We start from the raw sequence: 18,191 nt of genomic DNA, 5'->3' as shown, positions 1-18,191 counted from the left end.
TGCCTATGGTGCGTGAGGTTGATATCTCCGGAACAGGCATATTGAAGTTCGTTTTCATAACAGAGATTTAGACATTATGTTTTTTGCGGTGCTAAAGCAGGTATCTGAAAGAATTTCGGCCAGTTTGGCTCTGAAGATAGTTTTTGTGGTGCTGGCATATTTGTCTTACGCCTTTCCCATGATTTACGCCTACTTTGAATCTGTCAATTTCATCTATGTAAACGCCTGGGATGAGGAGACTTATCTAAGCTATCAAGGTGCATTGGGTTCTTTGACAGTGCCTGGGTATTGGGCGTCCGGGGCGATCGTTTATACCCTACAAAATCTCGGGTTGAGTGGGGGAGAAATCAATATTCTGTTTGATTGTCTCTTGACGCCAGCCACATTTTTCTTGCTTGTATTTATTCTTCGTCGGTTGAATGTCAACTATGGGCGGGCGTTGATATACGCAGCGATAGTTTTGTTTTCGCCCATTATTTTTAATTTCGGTAATCCGCTTATAGCGCATCTGACCAGGGATTATGGTGTATTCGGTTACGGCTGGGAATATTACCAATCGGCGTTGAGAACGCCGGAGCCACAGTTGTCATATTTTTTTGTTGTGCTGGCGGTTTCGGCTTTTTTAAAAACCGGGCGCTTGCTTTGTTTATTTGTGCTGTTGCCGTTGTTGTATTTCTATGTGGGGGTACCTTATGCGTACTTCCTCGTCTGTGGTTTTATCTTGCTGCATTCATGGTTCTTTAATAAGAGCCTGAGCTATTTGCGAATAGGTATCGCCTGCGTGGCGTCTTATTTGGCTATGTCTTTCGGTTTTATGTTTTTTGATTTTCTGTTTTTGTCAAAAGATCCATTTATTTCCGCGATGTCGGATGGTTATATAAAAAGCCATGTGCCGATGTTGCCAGTTTCCGGTCTTGTAGCGCTTGGTTTTTTCTTGGTTCAGATTGCTCTTTCCCGCCGATACGCTATAAAAGACACTTGGCATGTATATAGCCAGTTTTTTATTGCTCTTTCGTTGTTCCTTGTTTGTAATGTGCACGTTGTCTCTGGGGTTATGCTGTCGTATAAGAATTATATTGATTACTCCACCAGTCTTGTGGCTGGGGTGGCAATAATTATTTTTCTTGATTTTCTAAGGTGTCATGCGATCAAAGGTGCGAGGCTTGCTTGTTTTGCTGTCGCCTCGATTATTTTATATCTTACGTTCAAGGCTTATGGGTTCAACTTCAGTGAGCTGGAGTACACGTATTTCCGTGGTTTGCAGTTCAAATCGGTTGAAGAATATAAGGCGGCCTCAAGCGATCCAATGTCGATCGTTATTCAAGACAGTGATTTGTCTGCCAAGCTGCCTTACTCGGTTTCGATGATGGCGGTGCCACTATTCTCCTATCAGTACAACTTTCCTTTGGTTGCTAACGGATGCCGTGCTGTTCTTGAACGAATGGAAACCGTTGCCGTTACTTTGAAGAGCCGTTCACAAGGCGATTCATCGTTGAAAGTTGACTATTTTGACGCTTCGATCAAAGCGTTTTCGGGACAGAAGTATGTGCCGCTTGAAAAGCAAAGGGATTTCCCCGCGAACGTGATTTGCAAAAAACTGCCCATGGATGGGGATGTCAAAGTGCTAGATGCTCAATTCAAGGATAACGGCTGGATCACCATCAAGTTATTTTGATTCGTGCACCGAAAAGCGGTGGTGGCCGGGTTTTTAATCGTCCGCCACCACTCAATCTGTTAGTACTGGCAGATTTCTCGCTTCAAGAATCATGACCGGCAAGGCGTTGTGTATCGGAATCAGCTTGAAATGGTCTTTTGTCTCCAGGGGATATTCTGTAGCCTTGCGCAGCTTCAACGCTGTCCATGCCTGATGAATACTCACTTTCCCGGCGGTACCCCTGAAGGGTCCGGAGCCGGGTGTATACTCGACTTTCGCGCGTAAGCGCTTGCAGGTCTTGCGAACATGACGCAGATTTCCGAACGCCTTCTGGTTCAAGCCCACCTCGACGCCAAGCAGCCCAAGCCGCTGACGGTCGAGGAAGAGGCCTATTATCGCGCTGCCATTGCTGCCGAGCTCAAGGCTCAGGACGCGGTGCTGGTTGCACACTTCTATTGTGATCCGGTTATTCAAGCCCTGGCTGAAGAAACCGGTGGCTGTGTCTCCGACTCGCTGGAGATGGCCCGCTTCGGCAATGCTCACCCGGCCAAGACCGTCGTGGTCGCCGGTGTGAAATTCATGGGCGAAACCGCCAAAATCCTCAACCCTGAAAAACGTGTGCTGATGCCGACCCTGGAAGCGACCTGTTCGCTGGACCTGGGTTGCCCGGTGGACGAGTTCTCGGCGTTCTGCGATCAGCACCCGGAACGTACCGTGGTGGTGTATGCCAACACCTCGGCAGCGGTCAAGGCCCGGGCGGACTGGGTTGTTACATCAAGCTGCGCTCTGGAAATCGTCGAAAGCCTGATGGATAACGGCGAAACGATCATCTGGGGCCCGGACAAGCACCTGGGCACCTACATTCAGCGCCAGACCGGTGCGGACATGTTGCTGTGGGACGGGGCCTGCATCGTTCACGAAGAGTTCAAGTCCAAGCAGCTCGAAGACATGAAAGCGCTGTATCCGGACGCAGCGATTCTGGTGCACCCGGAATCACCGACGTCGGTGATCGAGCTGGCGGACGCTGTCGGTTCCACCAGTCAGTTGATCGCAGCGGCGCAGAGCCTGCCGAACAAGACGCTTATCGTTGCCACCGACCGTGGCATCTTCTACAAGATGCAGCAGTTGTGCCCGGACAAGGTGTTCATCGAGGCGCCAACAGCGGGTAACGGCGCGGCGTGCCGCAGTTGCGCACACTGCCCGTGGATGGCGATGAATACGCTTGAGCGCACGCTGAAGGCCTTGAAAGAAGGGGCGAACGAGATCTTTGTCGATCCGGCGTTGATTCCTCAGGCGATTCGCCCGTTGAAGCGGATGCTGGACTTCACGCAAGCGGCGCGGATGAAGCTGGCCGGGAACGCCTGATAGCTGTCAGGCAAATTGAAAAACCTGTGGGAGCGAGCCTGCTCGCGATGGCGGAGTGTCAGCAAACATTAATGTCGGCTGACACTCCGCCATCGCGAGCAGGCTCGCTCCCACAATGGTTTTACGCGATCCGATTATTTGGTTTTCTTCGGAATCCGCACCAGCTGGGTGCCCGAATACATGTCATGCCAGCTGCGTTTCTGTTTGTCGAACAGCGACCAGATGAATCCAAGGCCGACGCACAGCAAGGATGCGATCGACACGACAAAGCGCAGCAGCGCCTGCCACAGGCTGATGGATGAGCCATCGGCGTTCTGCACGCGGATGCACCATACCTGCATGCCCAGCGTCTGCCCGGACCAGGTCCAGAACTTGGCAAAGAAGCCGAACAGCACGAACAACAACACCGTCGACAGCAAAGGATCACCGTCCAGTGCGCCGGCTTCGGTCAGGGTGCGCATTTTGTCTTCGCCGATGATCGCCATCTGGATCATCTTGTAGAGGCCGCTGGTGACGATCAGCAGGGCAGTGCACAACAGAAAGTCATAGAACATCGCTGCCAGGCGACGGCCCAGGGTCGCGGCGGGAAAGTCGCCCTGAGGGTTGAGCAGGTGTTTCGACATGGCAGGGCTCTCGACGGAAAAAGAAGCCATTTTACGGATTTACGCGCACAAAAAAGCCCCTGATGTCAGCATCAGGGGCTTTTTCGTAACAGAAGGTTAGGCTTCTGCTTGTACTTCGTCAGCCTGCATGCCTTTCTGGCCTTGCACGGCGATGAAGGTCACTTTCTGGCCTTCTTTCAGGCTCTTGAAGCCGTTGCCCTGAATAGCGCGGAAATGCACGAACAGATCCGGACCGCTTTCTGGAGTGATAAAACCAAAACCTTTCTCGTCGTTAAACCACTTGACGGTACCGCTCTGACGTTGGGACATTTCTTATTTCCTTTGACGCAAAAATTAATGACAGCCTCCTTCTCATGAAAGAGTACTGGGGCTGGTTGCAGGGAGAGTAAGAAGACGTCGAACGGGATGTAGCTAACTTGTAGGCTACTGCCCAGGTCACGATTCCAAGCGACCCATGCAAACACAGTGAACAAACTCTACGCCAACTACGGGAGAAAAAACAAGCCCCGTGAGAGGCCCGGTTTTACTCAGGTTGCTGGCCATTAGTGTTTCACTAGTTCCGGCTTATTCGATGCGGCGGTTCAATTGTTTTCGATTGTTATAAGCAGCGTTCATAAACGAAAGCTTGCACTGTTTTATGGCGGTTGCGTTACACATTAGTGCACTGTTAACGCAACCGCGTTACTTATAGAAACAGTCAATCAACCGCGATAGTAGCGTTGTGCAACGAATGGCATTTTGCTTACAAGCAAAGGCACCTTTTTCCCACGGACAATTGCGAACACGGGTGTGTCGATGGCGATGTATGCGCTGTCGAGGTAACCCATGGCCAAAGGACCGCTCAAGGTCGGACCGAAACCACCGCTGCAAACGCTACCGATGATCTCGCCTGCTTCGTTGACGATCTCTGCACCCTCGCGCACGGGTGTGCGTTCCTGCGGTAACAGGCCTACACGCTTGCGGCTGACACCGGCTTGCTGCTGGGCGAACACGGTTTCAGCGCCCGGGAAGCCGCCGGCCCGCGCGCCATCGGCACGTCGAGGCTTGGAGATGGCCCACAACAGGCTCGCTTCAATCGGAGTGGTGTCGGTGTTCATATCGTGGCCGTAGAGGCACAGGCCGGCTTCCAGACGCAGCGAATCACGAGCGCCCAGGCCAATGGCCGCGACTTCCGGTTCGGCCAGCAGGGCGCGGGCCAACGCTTCGGCGTTGGCAGCCGGCACGGAGATTTCGAAACCGTCTTCTCCGGTGTAACCCGAGCGGCTGACAAAGCAGTCCACGCCCAGCAACTTCACGCGGGCGAACTGCATGAACGTCATCTTCGCCACTTCCGGCGCCAGGCGCGCGAGCACCGTGACGGCGGCCGGACCTTGCAGAGCCAGCAGTGCACGCTCTTCGAACAGCGGCTCGATGGTGCATTGGTCGCCGATGTGTTTGCGCAGGTGCGCGAGGTCCTGATCCTTGCAGGCGGCGTTGACCACCAGGAACAGTTCGTCGTTACCGAGGTTGGCGACCATCAGGTCATCGAGGATGCCGCCCGTCTCGTTAGTGAACATGGCATAGCGCTGCATGCCCACCGGCAGGTCGATAATGTCCACCGGCACCAGGGTTTCCAGGGCCTTGGCGGCATTGGCGCCGGTCAGGCGGATCTGGCCCATGTGCGAAACATCGAACAGCCCGGCCTGATCACGGGTGTGCTGGTGTTCCTTCATGACGCCCAGCGGGTACTGCACCGGCATGTCATAGCCGGCAAACGGCACCATGCGGGCGCCGAGTTCGATGTGCAGTGCGTGCAACGGGGTTTTCAACAGTTGTTCGGTGGACATATCCAGCTCCTGAAAAAGTGTGCAGATGCAGTGAGCGCGCATCAGCACTCGATAATGTTGACCGCCAAACCGCCACGGGCGGTTTCCTTGTATTTGCTTTTCATGTCGGCGCCGGTCTGGCGCATGGTGCGGATGACTTTGTCGAGGGAGACGAAGTGCTGACCGTCGCCACGCAGGGCCATGCGCACGGCATTGATGGCTTTCACCGAACCCATGGCATTGCGCTCGATGCAAGGCACTTGCACCAGCCCGCCGATCGGGTCGCAGGTCAGGCCGAGGTTGTGTTCCATGCCGATTTCGGCGGCGTTTTCCACCTGCTGCACGGTGCCGCCAAGCACTTCGCACAACGCGCCGGCCGCCATCGAACAGGCCACGCCGACTTCACCCTGACAACCGACTTCTGCGCCGGAGATCGAGGCGTTTTCTTTATAAAGAATGCCGATGGCGGCAGCCGTCAGCAGAAAACGTACGACGCCGTCTTCGTTGGCGCCGGGGATGAAGCGCATGTAGTAGTGCAAAACCGCCGGGACGATGCCCGCCGCGCCGTTGGTCGGCGCGGTGACCACGCGCCCGCCATTGGCGTTTTCTTCGTTGACCGCCAGGGCATACAGGTTGACCCAGTCCAGCACCGACAGCGGATCACGCAGCGACGATTCGGGGTTCTTGCACAGTTGCCGATGCAGCGCTGCCGCGCGCCGCTTGACCTTCAAACCGCCGGGCAGGATGCCTTCGTTGCGGCAACCGGCGTCGACGCAATCCTGCATCACTTGCCAGATTTTCAGCAGGCCGGCGCGGGTTTCCGCTTCCGGGCGCCAGGCGCTTTCGTTGGTCAGCATCACCTGGCTGATGGACAGGCCGTAAGTGGTGCAATGACCGAGCAGGTCCTTGGCGCTTTTGAACGGGAAGGTCAGGGGCGTGGCGTCTTCGACGATACGGTCGGCGCCGGCGGCGTCTTCATCGACGACGAAACCGCCGCCGACCGAGTAGTACTCGCGGCTGCGGATCTGCAGGCCCGCCGCGTCGAACGCGCGAAAGATCATGCCGTTGGGGTGATAGGCCAGCGGTTTGCGGATCATCGCCAGGTGTTCTTTCTCGTTGAACGCAATGCTGTGTTCGCCGAGCAGGTTCAAGCGACCGTTGCCACGAATGTCTTGCAGACGGGCGGCGACGGTTTCGGTGTTCACGGTGTCCGGGTGTTCACCTTCCAGGCCGAGCAGCACAGCCTTGTCGCTGCCGTGGCCCTTGCCGGTGGCGCCGAGCGAGCCGTAGAGCTCGACTTTGACGCAGGTGGTGGCGGCCAGCAGCCCTTCACGGCGCAAACCTTCGGCGAAACGCGCAGCAGCGCGCATCGGGCCGACGGTATGGGAGCTGGAGGGGCCGATGCCAATCTTGAACAGGTCGAACACGCTTAACGACATGGTTGTTCTCCGGTTTCTTGTTATAGGAATTGGCGAGAGTCTTGTGGCTAGACACGGTCCCTGTAGGAGCCGGCTTGCTGGCGATGGCATCAACGCGGTGCATCATTTAGACCGAGGTGATGCCATCGCCAGCAAGCCGGCTCCTACAGGTTTTGTGGCGTTCTTGCGAGGGCGGACATGCCGCCCCTATAGATCAAGCGTAGCTTTCGATCGACGGGCAGGCGCAAACCAGGTTGCGATCACCGAAGACGTTGTCGACGCGACCGACCGGCGGCCAGTATTTGCCTTCAATCAGCGACGCAACCGGGTACACCGCTTGCTCGCGGCTGTACGGATGGGACCACTCGCCGACCAGTTCCGCCGCAGTGTGCGGGGCGTTTTTCAGCGGGTTGTCTTCCTTGTCCAGCGTGCCGTTTTCCACTGCGCGGATTTCTTCGCGGATGCGGATCATGGCGTCGCAGAAGCGGTCCAGTTCTTCCTTGGATTCGCTTTCGGTCGGCTCGATCATCAGCGTGCCGGCGACCGGGAACGACATGGTCGGGGCGTGGAAGCCGAAGTCGATCAGGCGCTTGGCAACGTCATCGACGCTGATGCCGCTGCTGTCTTTCAGTGGACGCAGGTCAAGGATGCACTCGTGCGCCACCAGGCCGTTGCTGCCGGTGTACAGCACTGGATAGTGCTCTTCGAGGCGACGGGAAATGTAGTTGGCATTGAGGATCGCCAGTTGCGAAGCACGCTTGAGACCCGCGCCACCCATCATCCGAATGTACATCCAGGTGATCGGCAGAATGCTTGCGCTGCCGAACGGTGCTGCGCAGACCGCGCCTTCCTTGCGATCCATCTGAGCGTGGCCCGGCAGGAACGGGGTCAGGTGCGATTTCACGCCGATCGGGCCGACGCCCGGGCCGCCACCACCGTGAGGGATGCAGAAGGTTTTGTGTAGGTTCAGGTGGGACACGTCGCCGCCGAACTTGCCCGGTGCGCAGAGGCCGACCATCGCGTTCATGTTGGCGCCGTCGATGTACACCTGGCCGCCGTTGTCATGAATGATGCCGCAGATTTCGCGGATGCCTTCTTCGAACACGCCATGGGTCGACGGGTAAGTGATCATCAGCGCAGCGAGGTGTTCGCGGTGCTCGATGGCCTTGGCGCGCAGGTCTTCGATGTCGACGTTGCCACGGGCGTCGCACGCGGTCACGACCACTCGCATGCCAGCCATGTTGGCGGTAGCGGGGTTGGTGCCGTGGGCAGACGATGGGATCAGGCAGATGTCGCGACGGTCTTCGCCACGGTTCTGGTGGTAAGCACGAATGGCCAGCAGACCGGCGTATTCACCTTGTGAACCGGCGTTCGGTTGCAGCGAGATCGAGTCGTAACCGGTGGCGGCGCAGAGCATCGCTTCCAGTTCGTCGGTCAGTTGCTGGTAACCGGCGCTTTGTTCGGCTGGGGCGAACGGGTGCAGGGCACCGAACTCAGCCCAGGTCACCGGGATCATTTCGCTGGCGGCGTTGAGTTTCATGGTGCACGAACCCAGCGGGATCATGGTGCGATCCAGGGCCAGGTCCTTGTCGGCGAGCTTGCGCAGGTAGCGCATCAGCTCGGTTTCCGAGTGATAACGGTTGAACACCGGGTGGCTGAGGATCGGCGATTGGCGAACCAGCGCAGCCGGAATCGCGCTGACCACTGCCGCTGCGATGGCAGCGAAGTCCGGCAGTGCTTTGCCGTCGGCGAACAAGGCCCACAGGGTTTCGACGTCAGCTTGCGAAGTGGTTTCGTCGAGGGACAGGCCCAGGCGCTCGCCATCGACTACGCGCAGGTTGATCTGCTGCGCACGCGCCTTGTCATGCAGTTTGGCGGTGTTGGCGCCGGTGTTCAGGGTCAGGGTGTCGAAGAAGCTGGCTTGCTCGACGGTCAGGCCCAGTGCACTCAAGCCCTTGGCGAGGATCGCGGTCAGGTGATGAATGCGGTTGGCAATCTGCGTCAGGCCTTTCGGGCCGTGATACACGGCGTACATGCTGGCGATGTTGGCCAGCAGAACCTGCGCGGTGCAGATGTTGCTGGTGGCCTTCTCGCGGCGGATGTGTTGCTCGCGGGTCTGCATGGCCAGGCGCAGGGCCGGCTTGCCGAAACGGTCCACGGAGACCCCGACCAGACGGCCCGGCATGTCGCGCTTGAACGCATCTTTGGTAGAGAAGTAAGCCGCGTGCGGGCCACCGAAGCCCAGCGGCACGCCAAAGCGTTGTGCGCTGCCGATGGCCACGTCGGCACCGAACTCGCCCGGCGGGGTCAGCACGGTCAGGGCCAGCAGGTCGGCAGCGACGGCAACCAGTGCGTTGGCGGCGTGGAAGCGCTCGGTCAGTGCGCGGTAGTCGAAGACGTCACCGTTGCTGGCCGGGTATTGCAGCAGGGCGCCGAAGAACGGCGTCACGTCAGTCAGTTCAAGCTCGTCGCCGACAACCACGTCGATGCCCAATGGCTCGGCACGGGTGCGCAGCACGTCGAGGGTTTGCGGGTGGCAATGCACGGAGGCGAAGAACGCGTGGCTGCCTTTGTTCTTGCTCAGGCGCTTGCAGAAGGTCATGGCTTCGGCGGCGGCAGTGGCTTCGTCGAGCAGCGAGGCGTTGGCGATCGGCAGACCGGTCAGGTCGCTGATCAGGGTCTGGAAGTTCAACAGCGCTTCGAGACGGCCCTGGGAAATTTCTGGCTGGTACGGGGTGTAGGCGGTGTACCAGGCCGGGTTTTCCAGCAGGTTGCGCAGGATCGGCGACGGTGTGTGGGTGCCGTAGTAGCCCTGGCCGATGTAAGTTTTGAACAGCTGGTTCTTGGCAGCGATGCCTTTGATCAACGCCAGAGCGTCGGCTTCGCTCAGGCCGTCTTCGAGGCCGAGCACGCTAGTGCCTTTGATACTGTCCGGAATGACGCTGGCGCTCAGGGCTTCCAGCGAGTCGAAACCGAGGCTGTTGAGCATCGCTTGCTCATCGCCGGAACGCGGGCCGATGTGGCGCGCGATGAATTCGTTGGCAGTGCTCAGATTGATTTGAGTCATGTGCGTGCTCCTCAGGCTTCGGCGTTGGCTTTGATCAGACGGTCGTAGGCGTCCTGATCCAGCAGTTTGGCGACAGCCGAGGCGTCAGTTGGCTGGAAGCGGAAGAACCAGCCTTCGCCCAGCGGATCTTCGTTGACCAGTTCCGGGCTGCTGTCCAGCGCCGGGTTCACTTCCAGCACTTCACCGTCGAGTGGCATGTACACGCCGCTGGCGGCTTTTACCGATTCCACGGTGGCGGCTTCTGCGCCTTTGTCGTAGGACTGCAGCTCAGGCAGTTGTACGAAAACCACGTCGCCCAGGGCGTTCTGCGCGAAAGCGGTGATGCCGACGGTGACGGAGCCATCAGCTTCGGTACGCAGCCATTCGTGATCTTCAGTAAAACGCAATTCGCTCATGGAAACTCCTAAGGGGGCCAGACTCGTCTGGTGGACGCGATTGAATGCTTGGGCGTAAGCCCTGATTTATGAGTGGTTACTAAGCAATATCGCGGCCAATTTAATTTTATTGTTATAAATCAATTGGTTAGGGGTTTGTTTCAAGGATGGTTTTTTGATCGGTGTAGCGAAATCGCTACAGTCGAACGCGAACAAAAAAGTGTAGGTGGATCAAAGCCTTGTGCAACGGTGATCCGAAGCGGGTGTATCGATATCGTTCCGCTGTAGCGCTTTCAGTACAGATGGAGGTCGTTTTCAGACGCTATTCCTGAGGATGCCCACCGACCTGTAGGAGCCGGCTTGCTGGCGATGGCGTCTTCAGCATCGCCATCGCCAGCAAGCCGGCTCCTACAGGTCGAGGTTCATCGAAAGAATACGTTCGAACCAACAGCGATTACGGCTTGTTGGGAATCCCGTACTTGCGCAATCGATGGGCAATCGCGGTGTGGGAGGTTTGCAGGCGGCTGGCCAGTTGCCGCGTCGAGGGGTAGCTGACGTAGAGTTTTTCCAGCAGGGTCTTTTCGAACTCTTCCATCGCCTGCTCCAGGCTGTCGACGTCTGTGTCGCTCTGGCGCGCCACGGAGGTGCCGGCGATGTCGAGGTCGCCGATGTCCACCAGGCTGCTTTCGCAAATCGCCGCGGCGCGAAAGATCACGTTCTGCAGTTGCCGCACGTTGCCCGGCCAGCGGTTGCCCAGCAACGCCGGGTAAGTGCCCGGTGCCAGGCGACACACCGGTCGCTGAATCTGCGCGCAGGCCTGCTGCATGAAATAGCGCGCCAGCAGCAGAATGTCCTGGCCGCGTTCACGCAGTGGCGGGACTTCGACATTGAGCACGTTGAGTCGGTAGAACAGGTCTTCGCGGAACGAGCCCTCGCTGACCATTTTTTCCAGGTCGCGGTGCGTGGCGCTGAGGATCCGCACGTTGACCTTCACTTCACGATCACCGCCCACCCGACGGAAACTGCCGTCGTTGAGGAAACGCAGCAGTTTCGCCTGCAAGTACGGCGACATCTCGCCGATCTCATCGAGAAACACCGTGCCCTGGTTGGCCAATTCCATCAGCCCCGGTTTGCCGCCCCGTTGCGCGCCGGTGAAGGCGCCGGGGGCGTAGCCGAACAGTTCGCTTTCGGCGAGGTTCTCTGGCAATGCCGCGCAGTTCAGTGCCAGGAACGGCGAGCTGTGCCGCGCGCTGATGGCGTGACAGGCCCGGGCGACGAGTTCTTTGCCGGTGCCGGTTTCGCCCTGGATCAACAACGGCGCATCGAGGGCTGCAACCCGCTGCGCGCGCGCCTTGAGCGTACGAATCGCCGGGGATTCGCCGAGCAGCGCATCGAACCCTTCGGCATGGTCGTGGTGCAGCGCCGAGAGGCGTTCGCCGATGCGGTTCGGTTGATACAGCGTCAGCAGGGCGCCGGCGTCGGTGATCGGCGTGGCGTCCAGCAACAAGGTCTGGCCGTTGACGGTGATCTCCCTCAGCGGCAGACGAAAGCCGTGCTCCAACAGGGCGTCGAGCAATGCGGGATCGGCAAACAGGTCAGCGACACTTTCACCGGCCGGTTCGCGACCGTACAAGGCAATCAATGCCGGGTTGGCCAGCAGCACCTTGCCGGCGCTGTCCAGGGCCAGTACCGGGTCGGTCATGGCCGCGAGCAGCGCATCGAGTTGCAAGTGCCGACGTTGGCCGGGAAGGATGTCGACCACCGTCATCGCCTGCACGCCGCGCACGCTGAGCAAGGCGTCGTGCAGCTCTTCGAGCACGTCCGGGCTCAGGGTCGGGGCGTCGATGTAGACGTTGGGCGGAACCATTTCCACCGCATCCAGATTGAGATTGCGCCCACCGAGCAGAGCCAGGACTTCCTGGGTAATGCCGACGCGGTCGATGAAGCTGACGTGGATACGCATGGGGCGGTTTTTTTATCTGACGTGCGGAGGGTGGCAAGTATGCCTTGGAGGAGGGGTTCAGGTGAAATCCGGTAATGCGCACGCCACCTGTAGGAGCCGGCTTGCTGGCGATGGCATCTCTGCGGTCTGTCAGATACACCGAGGTGATGCCATCGCCAGCAAGCCGGCTCCTACAGGTTTTGTGAGGGGTTATTCGAAGTGTTCGATGTTCACCGGGTCGCCGGATTTCATATCCAACTGCTTGCGGATGTCTTCGAACATCAGGTCGTAATGCTTGTGGACCGAGCCGATCTGGCTGTGGGTCTTTGGAATCCCGTACTTCTCGGCGATTTTCGTTACGTTGTTGGCGAAGTTGTAGGCTTCCTCCTTACGTAGAAAGAAGGGCTCTGACATGTCCTTCCCTTGAATATTGCCATGCAGGGTGAACTGAATCCCTTTCTCCCCCTTGGGATTCTTGCTGACTTCATAGTCGAGGTGCACGTTGTAGCTGACATCGTCCGGTGTCAGTGCGTGGCGCTCAATGTGCAGGTGACCGGGCTCGAACTGTGCCATTGACGGTTCTCCTTATAAATAAGTAATGCCAGGTTTTGCCGTGCTGATGCGGGTGCCGGCCGTGCCCTGGACGATCGCCTCGATGTCCGAGAGTGAACCGATCACCGCGACTTTTCCAGTATGGCGGGCAAACTCGCAGGCTGCCTGAACCTTGGGTCCCATGGAGCCGGCGGCGAAGCCGAGTTTCTCCATTTCGTCCGGGTGCGCCTGGCCGATGGCTTTTTGTGTGGGTTTACCATAGTCGATGAAGGCCGCGTTGACGTCGGTGGCAATCACCAGCAAATCGCTGTCCAGCTGTTCGGCCAGCAGCGCCGAGCACAGGTCTTTGTCGATCACCGCTTCCACGCCTTGCAGCTTGCCATGGGCGCCGTACATGGTCGGAATGCCGCCACCGCCCGCGCAAATCACAATGCTGCCTTTTTCCAGCAGCCACTTGATCGGGCGGATTTCGAAGATGCGTTTCGGTCTCGGGCTGGCCACCACGCGACGGAATTTGTCGCCGTCCGGGGCAATCGCCCAGCCTTTTTCGGCGGCGAGTTTTTCTGCTTCGGCCTTGGCGTACACCGGGCCGATGGGTTTGGTCGGGTTCTGGAAGGCCGGGTCGTTGGCGTCGACTTCGACCTGGGTCAGGAGCGTGGCGAAGGGCACTTCGAAGTCCAGCAGGTTGCCCAGTTCCTGTTCGATGATGTAGCCGATCATGCCTTCGGTTTCGGCGCCGAGCACGTCCAGCGGGTAAGGCGACACCGAGGTGTAGGCCGCCGCTTGCAACGACAGCAGGCCGACCTGCGGGCCGTTGCCGTGGGCGATGACCAGTTCGTTGCCGGCATGGATCTTGGCGATCTGTTCGGTGGCGATCCGGATGTTGGCGCGTTGGTTGTCCGCGGTCATGGGTTCACCACGGCGGAGCAGGGCGTTACCGCCCAGAGCAACGACGATACGCATGATTCAGTCCTTCTAAACAAAGAAATGGCGAGCGACCCGGAGCGGACCCTTGTAGGAGCCGGCTTGCTGCGGGCGGCGTTCCGACGATGGCATCTGCTCGGTCTGTCAGATGCACCGCGGTGATGCCATCGCCAGCAAGCCGGCTCCTACAGGGGTAGCGCAGGAACCGGGTCAGCCGTTACAGGTCAGCCAGGGTCGACACCAGGATCGCCTTGATCGTGTGCATGCGGTTTTCCGCTTGCTCGAAGGCGATGCACGCTGGCGACTCGAACACGTCATCGGTGACCTCGATGCCGTTGGACAGGTGCGGATACTGCTCGGCAATCTGTTTACCGACCTTGGTGTCGCTGTTATGGAACGCCGGCAGACAGTGCATGAACTTGGTGCGCGGGTTGCCGGTGGCTTTCATCAGTTCCGCGTTGACCTGGTAGGGCAACAGTTGCTGGATGCGTTCGGCCCAGGCTTCGACCGGCTCGCCCATCGACACCCAAACGTCGGTGTGGATGAAGTCCACGCCCTTGACCGCTGCTTTCGGGTCTTCGGTCAAGGTGATGCGGGCGCCGCTTTCTTCCGCGTATTTCTTGCAGCGCGAGACCAGGTCATCAAGGGGCCACAGGGCTTTCGGCGCGCAGATGCGCACGTCCATGCCCAGCTTGGCGCCGATCAGCAGCAGCGAGTTGCCCATGTTGTTGCGCGCGTCGCCCAGGTAGGCGTAGCTGATTTCGTGGATCGGCTTGTCCGCGTGTTCACGCATGGTCAGCACGTCGGCGATCATTTGCGTCGGGTGGTACTCGTCGGTCAGCCCGTTGAACACCGGCACGCCGGCGAACTTGGCCAGCTCCTCGACGATTTCCTGCTTGAAGCCACGGTATTCGATAGCGTCGTACATGCGCCCCAGTACTCGGGCGGTGTCCTTCATGCTTTCCTTGTGGCCGATTTGCGAGGAGTTCGGGTCGATGTAGGTGACGTTGGCGCCCTGATCATAGGCCGCGACTTCGAAGGCGCAACGGGTGCGGGTCGAGGTTTTTTCGAAGATCAGCGCGATGTTGTTGCCTTTGAGGTGTTGTTGCTCGGTGCCGGTGTACTTCGCGCGTTTGAGGTCACGGGACAGGTCGAGCAGGTAACGCAGCTCACGGGGCGTGTGGTGCTCCAGGCTGAGCAGGTTACGGTTGTGGATGTTGAACGCCATGATGATTCTCCTTGAGTTCGGTAATCGGCCCGGCCGCTACCGGGTCAGTGCGGCCGGGGGGATGGTCGTTTAGTAGTCGATTGGGTCGCGGATGATCGGGCAGGTCATGCAGTGGCCGCCGCCACGGCCGCGCCCCAGTTCACCGGCGCTGATGGTGATGACTTCCACACCGGCCTTGCGCAGCAGGGTGTTGGTGTAGGTGTTGCGGTCATAGCCGATCACCACGCCGGGTTCCACGGCCACCACGTTGTTGCCGTCGTCCCACTGCTCGCGTTCGGCGGCGAAGCTGTTGCCGCCGGTTTCCACCACGCGCAACGCTTTGAGGTTCAATGCCTTGGCCACCACATCGAGGAAGTTGCCTTCTTCGCGACGGATGTCGATGCCCCCTTGTTTGCCTTCATCCGGGCGCAGGGTGAAGCCGACGATCTGGTTCACCACTTCCGGGAAGATCGTCACCAGGTCGCGGTCGCAGAAGCTGAACACGGTGTCCAGGTGCATGGCCGCACGGGACTTCGGCAGACCGGCGACGATGACTTTTTCCACGGCCTTGTTCTTGAACAGGTTCAGGGCCAACAGGCCGATGGCTTGACGGGAAGAGCGTTCGCCCATGCCGATCAACACCACGCCATTGCCGATCGGCATGACGTCGCCGCCTTCAAGGGTGGAACTGCCGTGTTCCTGGTCCGGATCGCCGTACCAGATTTCGAAGTCGGCGTTGGTGAACTGCGGGTGGAATTTGTAGATGGCGGTGGTCAGCAAGGTTTCTTGACGGCGCGCCGGCCAGTACATCGGGTTCAGCGTCACGCCGCCGTAGATCCAGCACGTGGTGTCGCGGGTGAACTGGGTGTTGGGCAGCGGCGGCAGAATGAAGCTGGAGTGGCCGAGGAAATCGCGGAACATCTGGATGGTCTTGCCGCCGAAACTGTCCGGCAGGTCATCGGCGGAGACGCCGCCAATCAGGAATTCAGCGATCTTGCGAGGCTCCAGGCTGCGCAGCCATGACTTCGTTTCATCGATCAACCCCAAACCGACCGAATTGGCGGTGACCTTGCGTTCCAGAATCCAGTCGAGGGCTTCAGGAATCGCGACGATGTCGGTCAGCAGGTTGTGCATTTCCAGCACGTCGACCCCGCGTTCACGCATCTTGGTGACGAAATCGAAATGGTCACGCTTGGCCTGGGCGACCCACAGCACATCATCGAAAAGCAGTTCGTCGCAGTTGTTCGGGGTCAGCCGCTGGTGGGCCAGGCCGGGGGAGCAAACCATGACTTTGCGCAGTTTGCCGGCTTCGGAATGTACGCCGTACTTAACTTTTTCCGTGGTCATTACAGTGATCCTCCAGATGACAAAACAATCGGGTATTACAGAGTCAGGAAGCCGTCATACAGCCCGTAAGCTGCCACCAGGGCGCCCACGATGACGGCTGCAAAAATCAGCTTCTCGACGTTGGTGAAAATCGGTTTGCCGAGTTCTCGCTTGGCCTTGGCGAACAGGATGACCCCGGGCGCATAGAGCAGGGCAGACAACAGCAAGTATTTGGTGCCCCCTGCGTAGACCAGCCAGACCGCGTAGATCACCGCGATGGCACCGATGAGCAAATCCTTCGAGCGTTCGCCCGAGTCGTTTTCATAACTCTCGCCGCGCACCGCCAGCAGCAGTGCATAAGCCGCGGACCACAGATACGGCACCAGAATCATTGAAGTGGCGAGGTAGATCAGCGACAGGTAAGTACTGGCGGAAAACAACGTGATGATCAGGAACAGCTGCACCATCGCGTTGGTCAGCCACAAGGCATTGACCGGCACATGGTTGGCGTTCTCCTTGCGCAGGAATTCCGGCATGGTGTGGTCCTTGGCGGCGGCGAACATGATCTCCGCACACAGCAGCACCCATGACAGCAACGCGCCAAGCAGGGAAATGATCAGGCCGACGCTGATCAGCACCGCGCCCCAGTGACCGACCACGTGCTCCAGCACCGCGGCCATCGACGGGTTCTGCAGTTTCGCCAGTTCCGGTTGGGTCATGATGCCCAGCGACAGCACGTTCACCAGCACCAGGAACAACAGCACGGTGATGAAGCCGATCACGGTGGCTTTACCGACGTCGCTGCGCTTTTCCGCCCGCGCCGAGAAGATGCTCGCGCCTTCGATGCCGATGAACACCCAGACGGTGACCAGCATCATTTTGCGCACCTGGTTCATCACGCTGCCCAGGTCGGGGTTTTTCACGCCCCAGATGTCAGCGGTGAAGATGTCGAGCTTGAAGGCGAAGATCGCGATCAGCACAAACAGCAGCAGCGGCACGACCTTGGCGACGGTGGTCACCAGGTTGATGAACGCCGCTTCCTTGATCCCGCGCAGCACGAGGAAGTGCACGCCCCAGAGCAGCAGCGACGCACCAATCACAGCGGCAACGGTATTGCCTTCACCGAAGATCGGAAAGAAGTAGCCGAGGGTGCTGAACAGCAGGACGAAGTAACCGACGTTACCGAGCCAGGCACTGATCCAGTAACCCCACGCGGAGGAGAAACCCATGTAGTCGCCGAATCCGGCCTTGGCGTAGGCGTAGACCCCGCCGTCCAAGTCAGGTTTGCGATTGGCGAGTGTCTGGAACACGAAGGCGAGTGTCAGCATGCCGACAGCGGTGATGGCCCAACCGATCAGCACCGCGCCGACGTCGGCACTGGCGGCCATGTTCTGGGGCAAAGAAAAGATCCCGCCACCAATCATAGAGCCGACAACCAACGCAACAAGTGCACCGAGTTTCAGTTTTCCGGGGGATTCAGACATTGCATGACTCCAATGCAGGAGAAGAGAGACAACAGAGTAGTTCTGTTAGCAATTCAATCAGCTGACTTAGATCAGTGCATGGCTACATTCCATTGTTAATGAAAGACTTATGAACCTTTTCCGGGCATAACGGTATTTCCGGAAAAGCCCGGTCCAGAGGCCTCGATTCATACAAAAGGAATAACTCCAATTGCTTGGAACTTTTACGCTAGTTCGTTTTCTGCTTTCCGCAAATTTTTGACGCCGGTTTCAGGTATGGAATCGATTAATTAAGATTGACCCACATATTCGCTCTTTGCCAAGACGCTAATAGAATCATCCGCTATAAATAACGGACATGACTTGGCGTTTTCTAATAAACGTTATTACGCTGTACCTATTTAGTTAAAACCAACCATGTGACGGTTTCCCGGCCGTGGTCATTCCCCGGTCACATCGGGAAAAATGGAG

Annotated in this window: 14 protein-coding genes; 2 read left to right on the top strand and 12 right to left on the bottom strand. The window is 58.3% G+C overall.

All coding sequences use genetic code 11. The features are described 5' to 3' along the window. Nucleotides 1–76: 76 nt before the first annotated feature. Nucleotides 77–1,675: a hypothetical protein gene (locus tag IB254_RS09180; RefSeq protein WP_192417087.1), complete on the top strand. Its 1,599-nt coding sequence runs from the start codon at nt 77–79 to the stop codon at nt 1,673–1,675. A gap of 285 nt (nt 1,676–1,960) precedes the next feature. Then, entirely contained in the window at nt 1,961–3,019 is a 1,059-nt protein-coding gene (gene nadA / locus IB254_RS09175; protein WP_008027802.1) for a quinolinate synthase NadA, read from the top strand. A gap of 134 nt (nt 3,020–3,153) precedes the next feature. On the opposite strand, the gene IB254_RS09170 is transcribed toward nadA, so the two are convergent. The 12 genes from IB254_RS09170 to arcD all read right to left on the bottom strand — a co-directional run bounded on the left by IB254_RS09170 (nt 3,154) and on the right by arcD (nt 17,741). Beyond that, a complete protein-coding gene (locus IB254_RS09170; protein WP_192417086.1) occupies nt 3,154–3,642 on the bottom strand; it encodes an RDD family protein in 489 nt (162 codons plus the stop codon). A 96-nt stretch (nt 3,643–3,738) separates the two neighbouring features. Beyond that, nucleotides 3,739–3,951 carry a cold-shock protein gene (locus IB254_RS09165; RefSeq protein WP_007977299.1) on the bottom strand — a complete coding sequence of 71 codons (213 nt, stop codon included), beginning with the start codon at nt 3,949–3,951 and terminating at the stop codon, nt 3,739–3,741. Nucleotides 3,952–4,343: 392 nt separating this feature from the next. Then, nucleotides 4,344–5,468 carry a glycine cleavage system aminomethyltransferase GcvT gene (gcvT, locus tag IB254_RS09160; RefSeq protein WP_008038659.1) on the bottom strand — a complete coding sequence of 375 codons (1,125 nt, stop codon included), beginning with the start codon at nt 5,466–5,468 and terminating at the stop codon, nt 4,344–4,346. A gap of 41 nt (nt 5,469–5,509) precedes the next feature. Continuing rightward, nucleotides 5,510–6,886: an L-serine ammonia-lyase gene (locus tag IB254_RS09155; protein ID WP_084318985.1), complete on the bottom strand. Its 1,377-nt coding sequence runs from the start codon at nt 6,884–6,886 to the stop codon at nt 5,510–5,512. A 193-nt stretch (nt 6,887–7,079) separates the two neighbouring features. Continuing rightward, nucleotides 7,080–9,932, bottom strand: coding sequence for an aminomethyl-transferring glycine dehydrogenase (gene gcvP, locus IB254_RS09150; RefSeq protein ID WP_192417085.1), 2,853 nt, complete (start codon nt 9,930–9,932; stop codon nt 7,080–7,082). Between the two features lie 11 nt (nt 9,933–9,943). Further along, nucleotides 9,944–10,327 carry a glycine cleavage system protein GcvH gene (gene gcvH, locus IB254_RS09145; protein ID WP_008027813.1) on the bottom strand — a complete coding sequence of 128 codons (384 nt, stop codon included), beginning with the start codon at nt 10,325–10,327 and terminating at the stop codon, nt 9,944–9,946. Between the two features lie 433 nt (nt 10,328–10,760). Further along, the gene (locus IB254_RS09140) at nt 10,761–12,269 is read right to left on the bottom strand and encodes a sigma-54-dependent transcriptional regulator (protein WP_192417084.1); all 1,509 of its coding nucleotides are present in this window, start codon (nt 12,267–12,269) and stop codon (nt 10,761–10,763) included. Between the two features lie 189 nt (nt 12,270–12,458). Further along, the gene (locus IB254_RS09135) at nt 12,459–12,821 is read right to left on the bottom strand and encodes a DUF5064 family protein (protein WP_192417083.1); all 363 of its coding nucleotides are present in this window, start codon (nt 12,819–12,821) and stop codon (nt 12,459–12,461) included. 12 nt (nt 12,822–12,833) lie between these two features. Next, nucleotides 12,834–13,763, bottom strand: coding sequence for a carbamate kinase (arcC, locus tag IB254_RS09130; protein WP_192417082.1), 930 nt, complete (start codon nt 13,761–13,763; stop codon nt 12,834–12,836). 178 nt (nt 13,764–13,941) lie between these two features. Then, nucleotides 13,942–14,952, bottom strand: a complete 1,011-nt coding sequence (locus IB254_RS09125; RefSeq protein WP_008027820.1) for an ornithine carbamoyltransferase — start codon at nt 14,950–14,952, stop codon at nt 13,942–13,944. A 69-nt stretch (nt 14,953–15,021) separates the two neighbouring features. Next, entirely contained in the window at nt 15,022–16,278 is a 1,257-nt protein-coding gene (gene arcA, locus IB254_RS09120) for an arginine deiminase (RefSeq protein ID WP_008027822.1), read from the bottom strand. Nucleotides 16,279–16,313: 35 nt separating this feature from the next. Further along, nucleotides 16,314–17,741, bottom strand: a complete 1,428-nt coding sequence (gene arcD / locus IB254_RS09115) for an arginine-ornithine antiporter (RefSeq protein ID WP_008038651.1) — start codon at nt 17,739–17,741, stop codon at nt 16,314–16,316. Between the last annotated feature and the right edge of the window lie 450 nt (nt 17,742–18,191).

The sequence above is a fragment of the Pseudomonas sp. PDM03 genome, assembly GCF_014852385.1.
Taxonomy (GTDB): domain Bacteria; phylum Pseudomonadota; class Gammaproteobacteria; order Pseudomonadales; family Pseudomonadaceae; genus Aquipseudomonas; species Aquipseudomonas migulae.
Note: the sequence above shows the minus strand (reverse complement) of the source record. Positions and strands in the feature narration are given on the sequence as shown.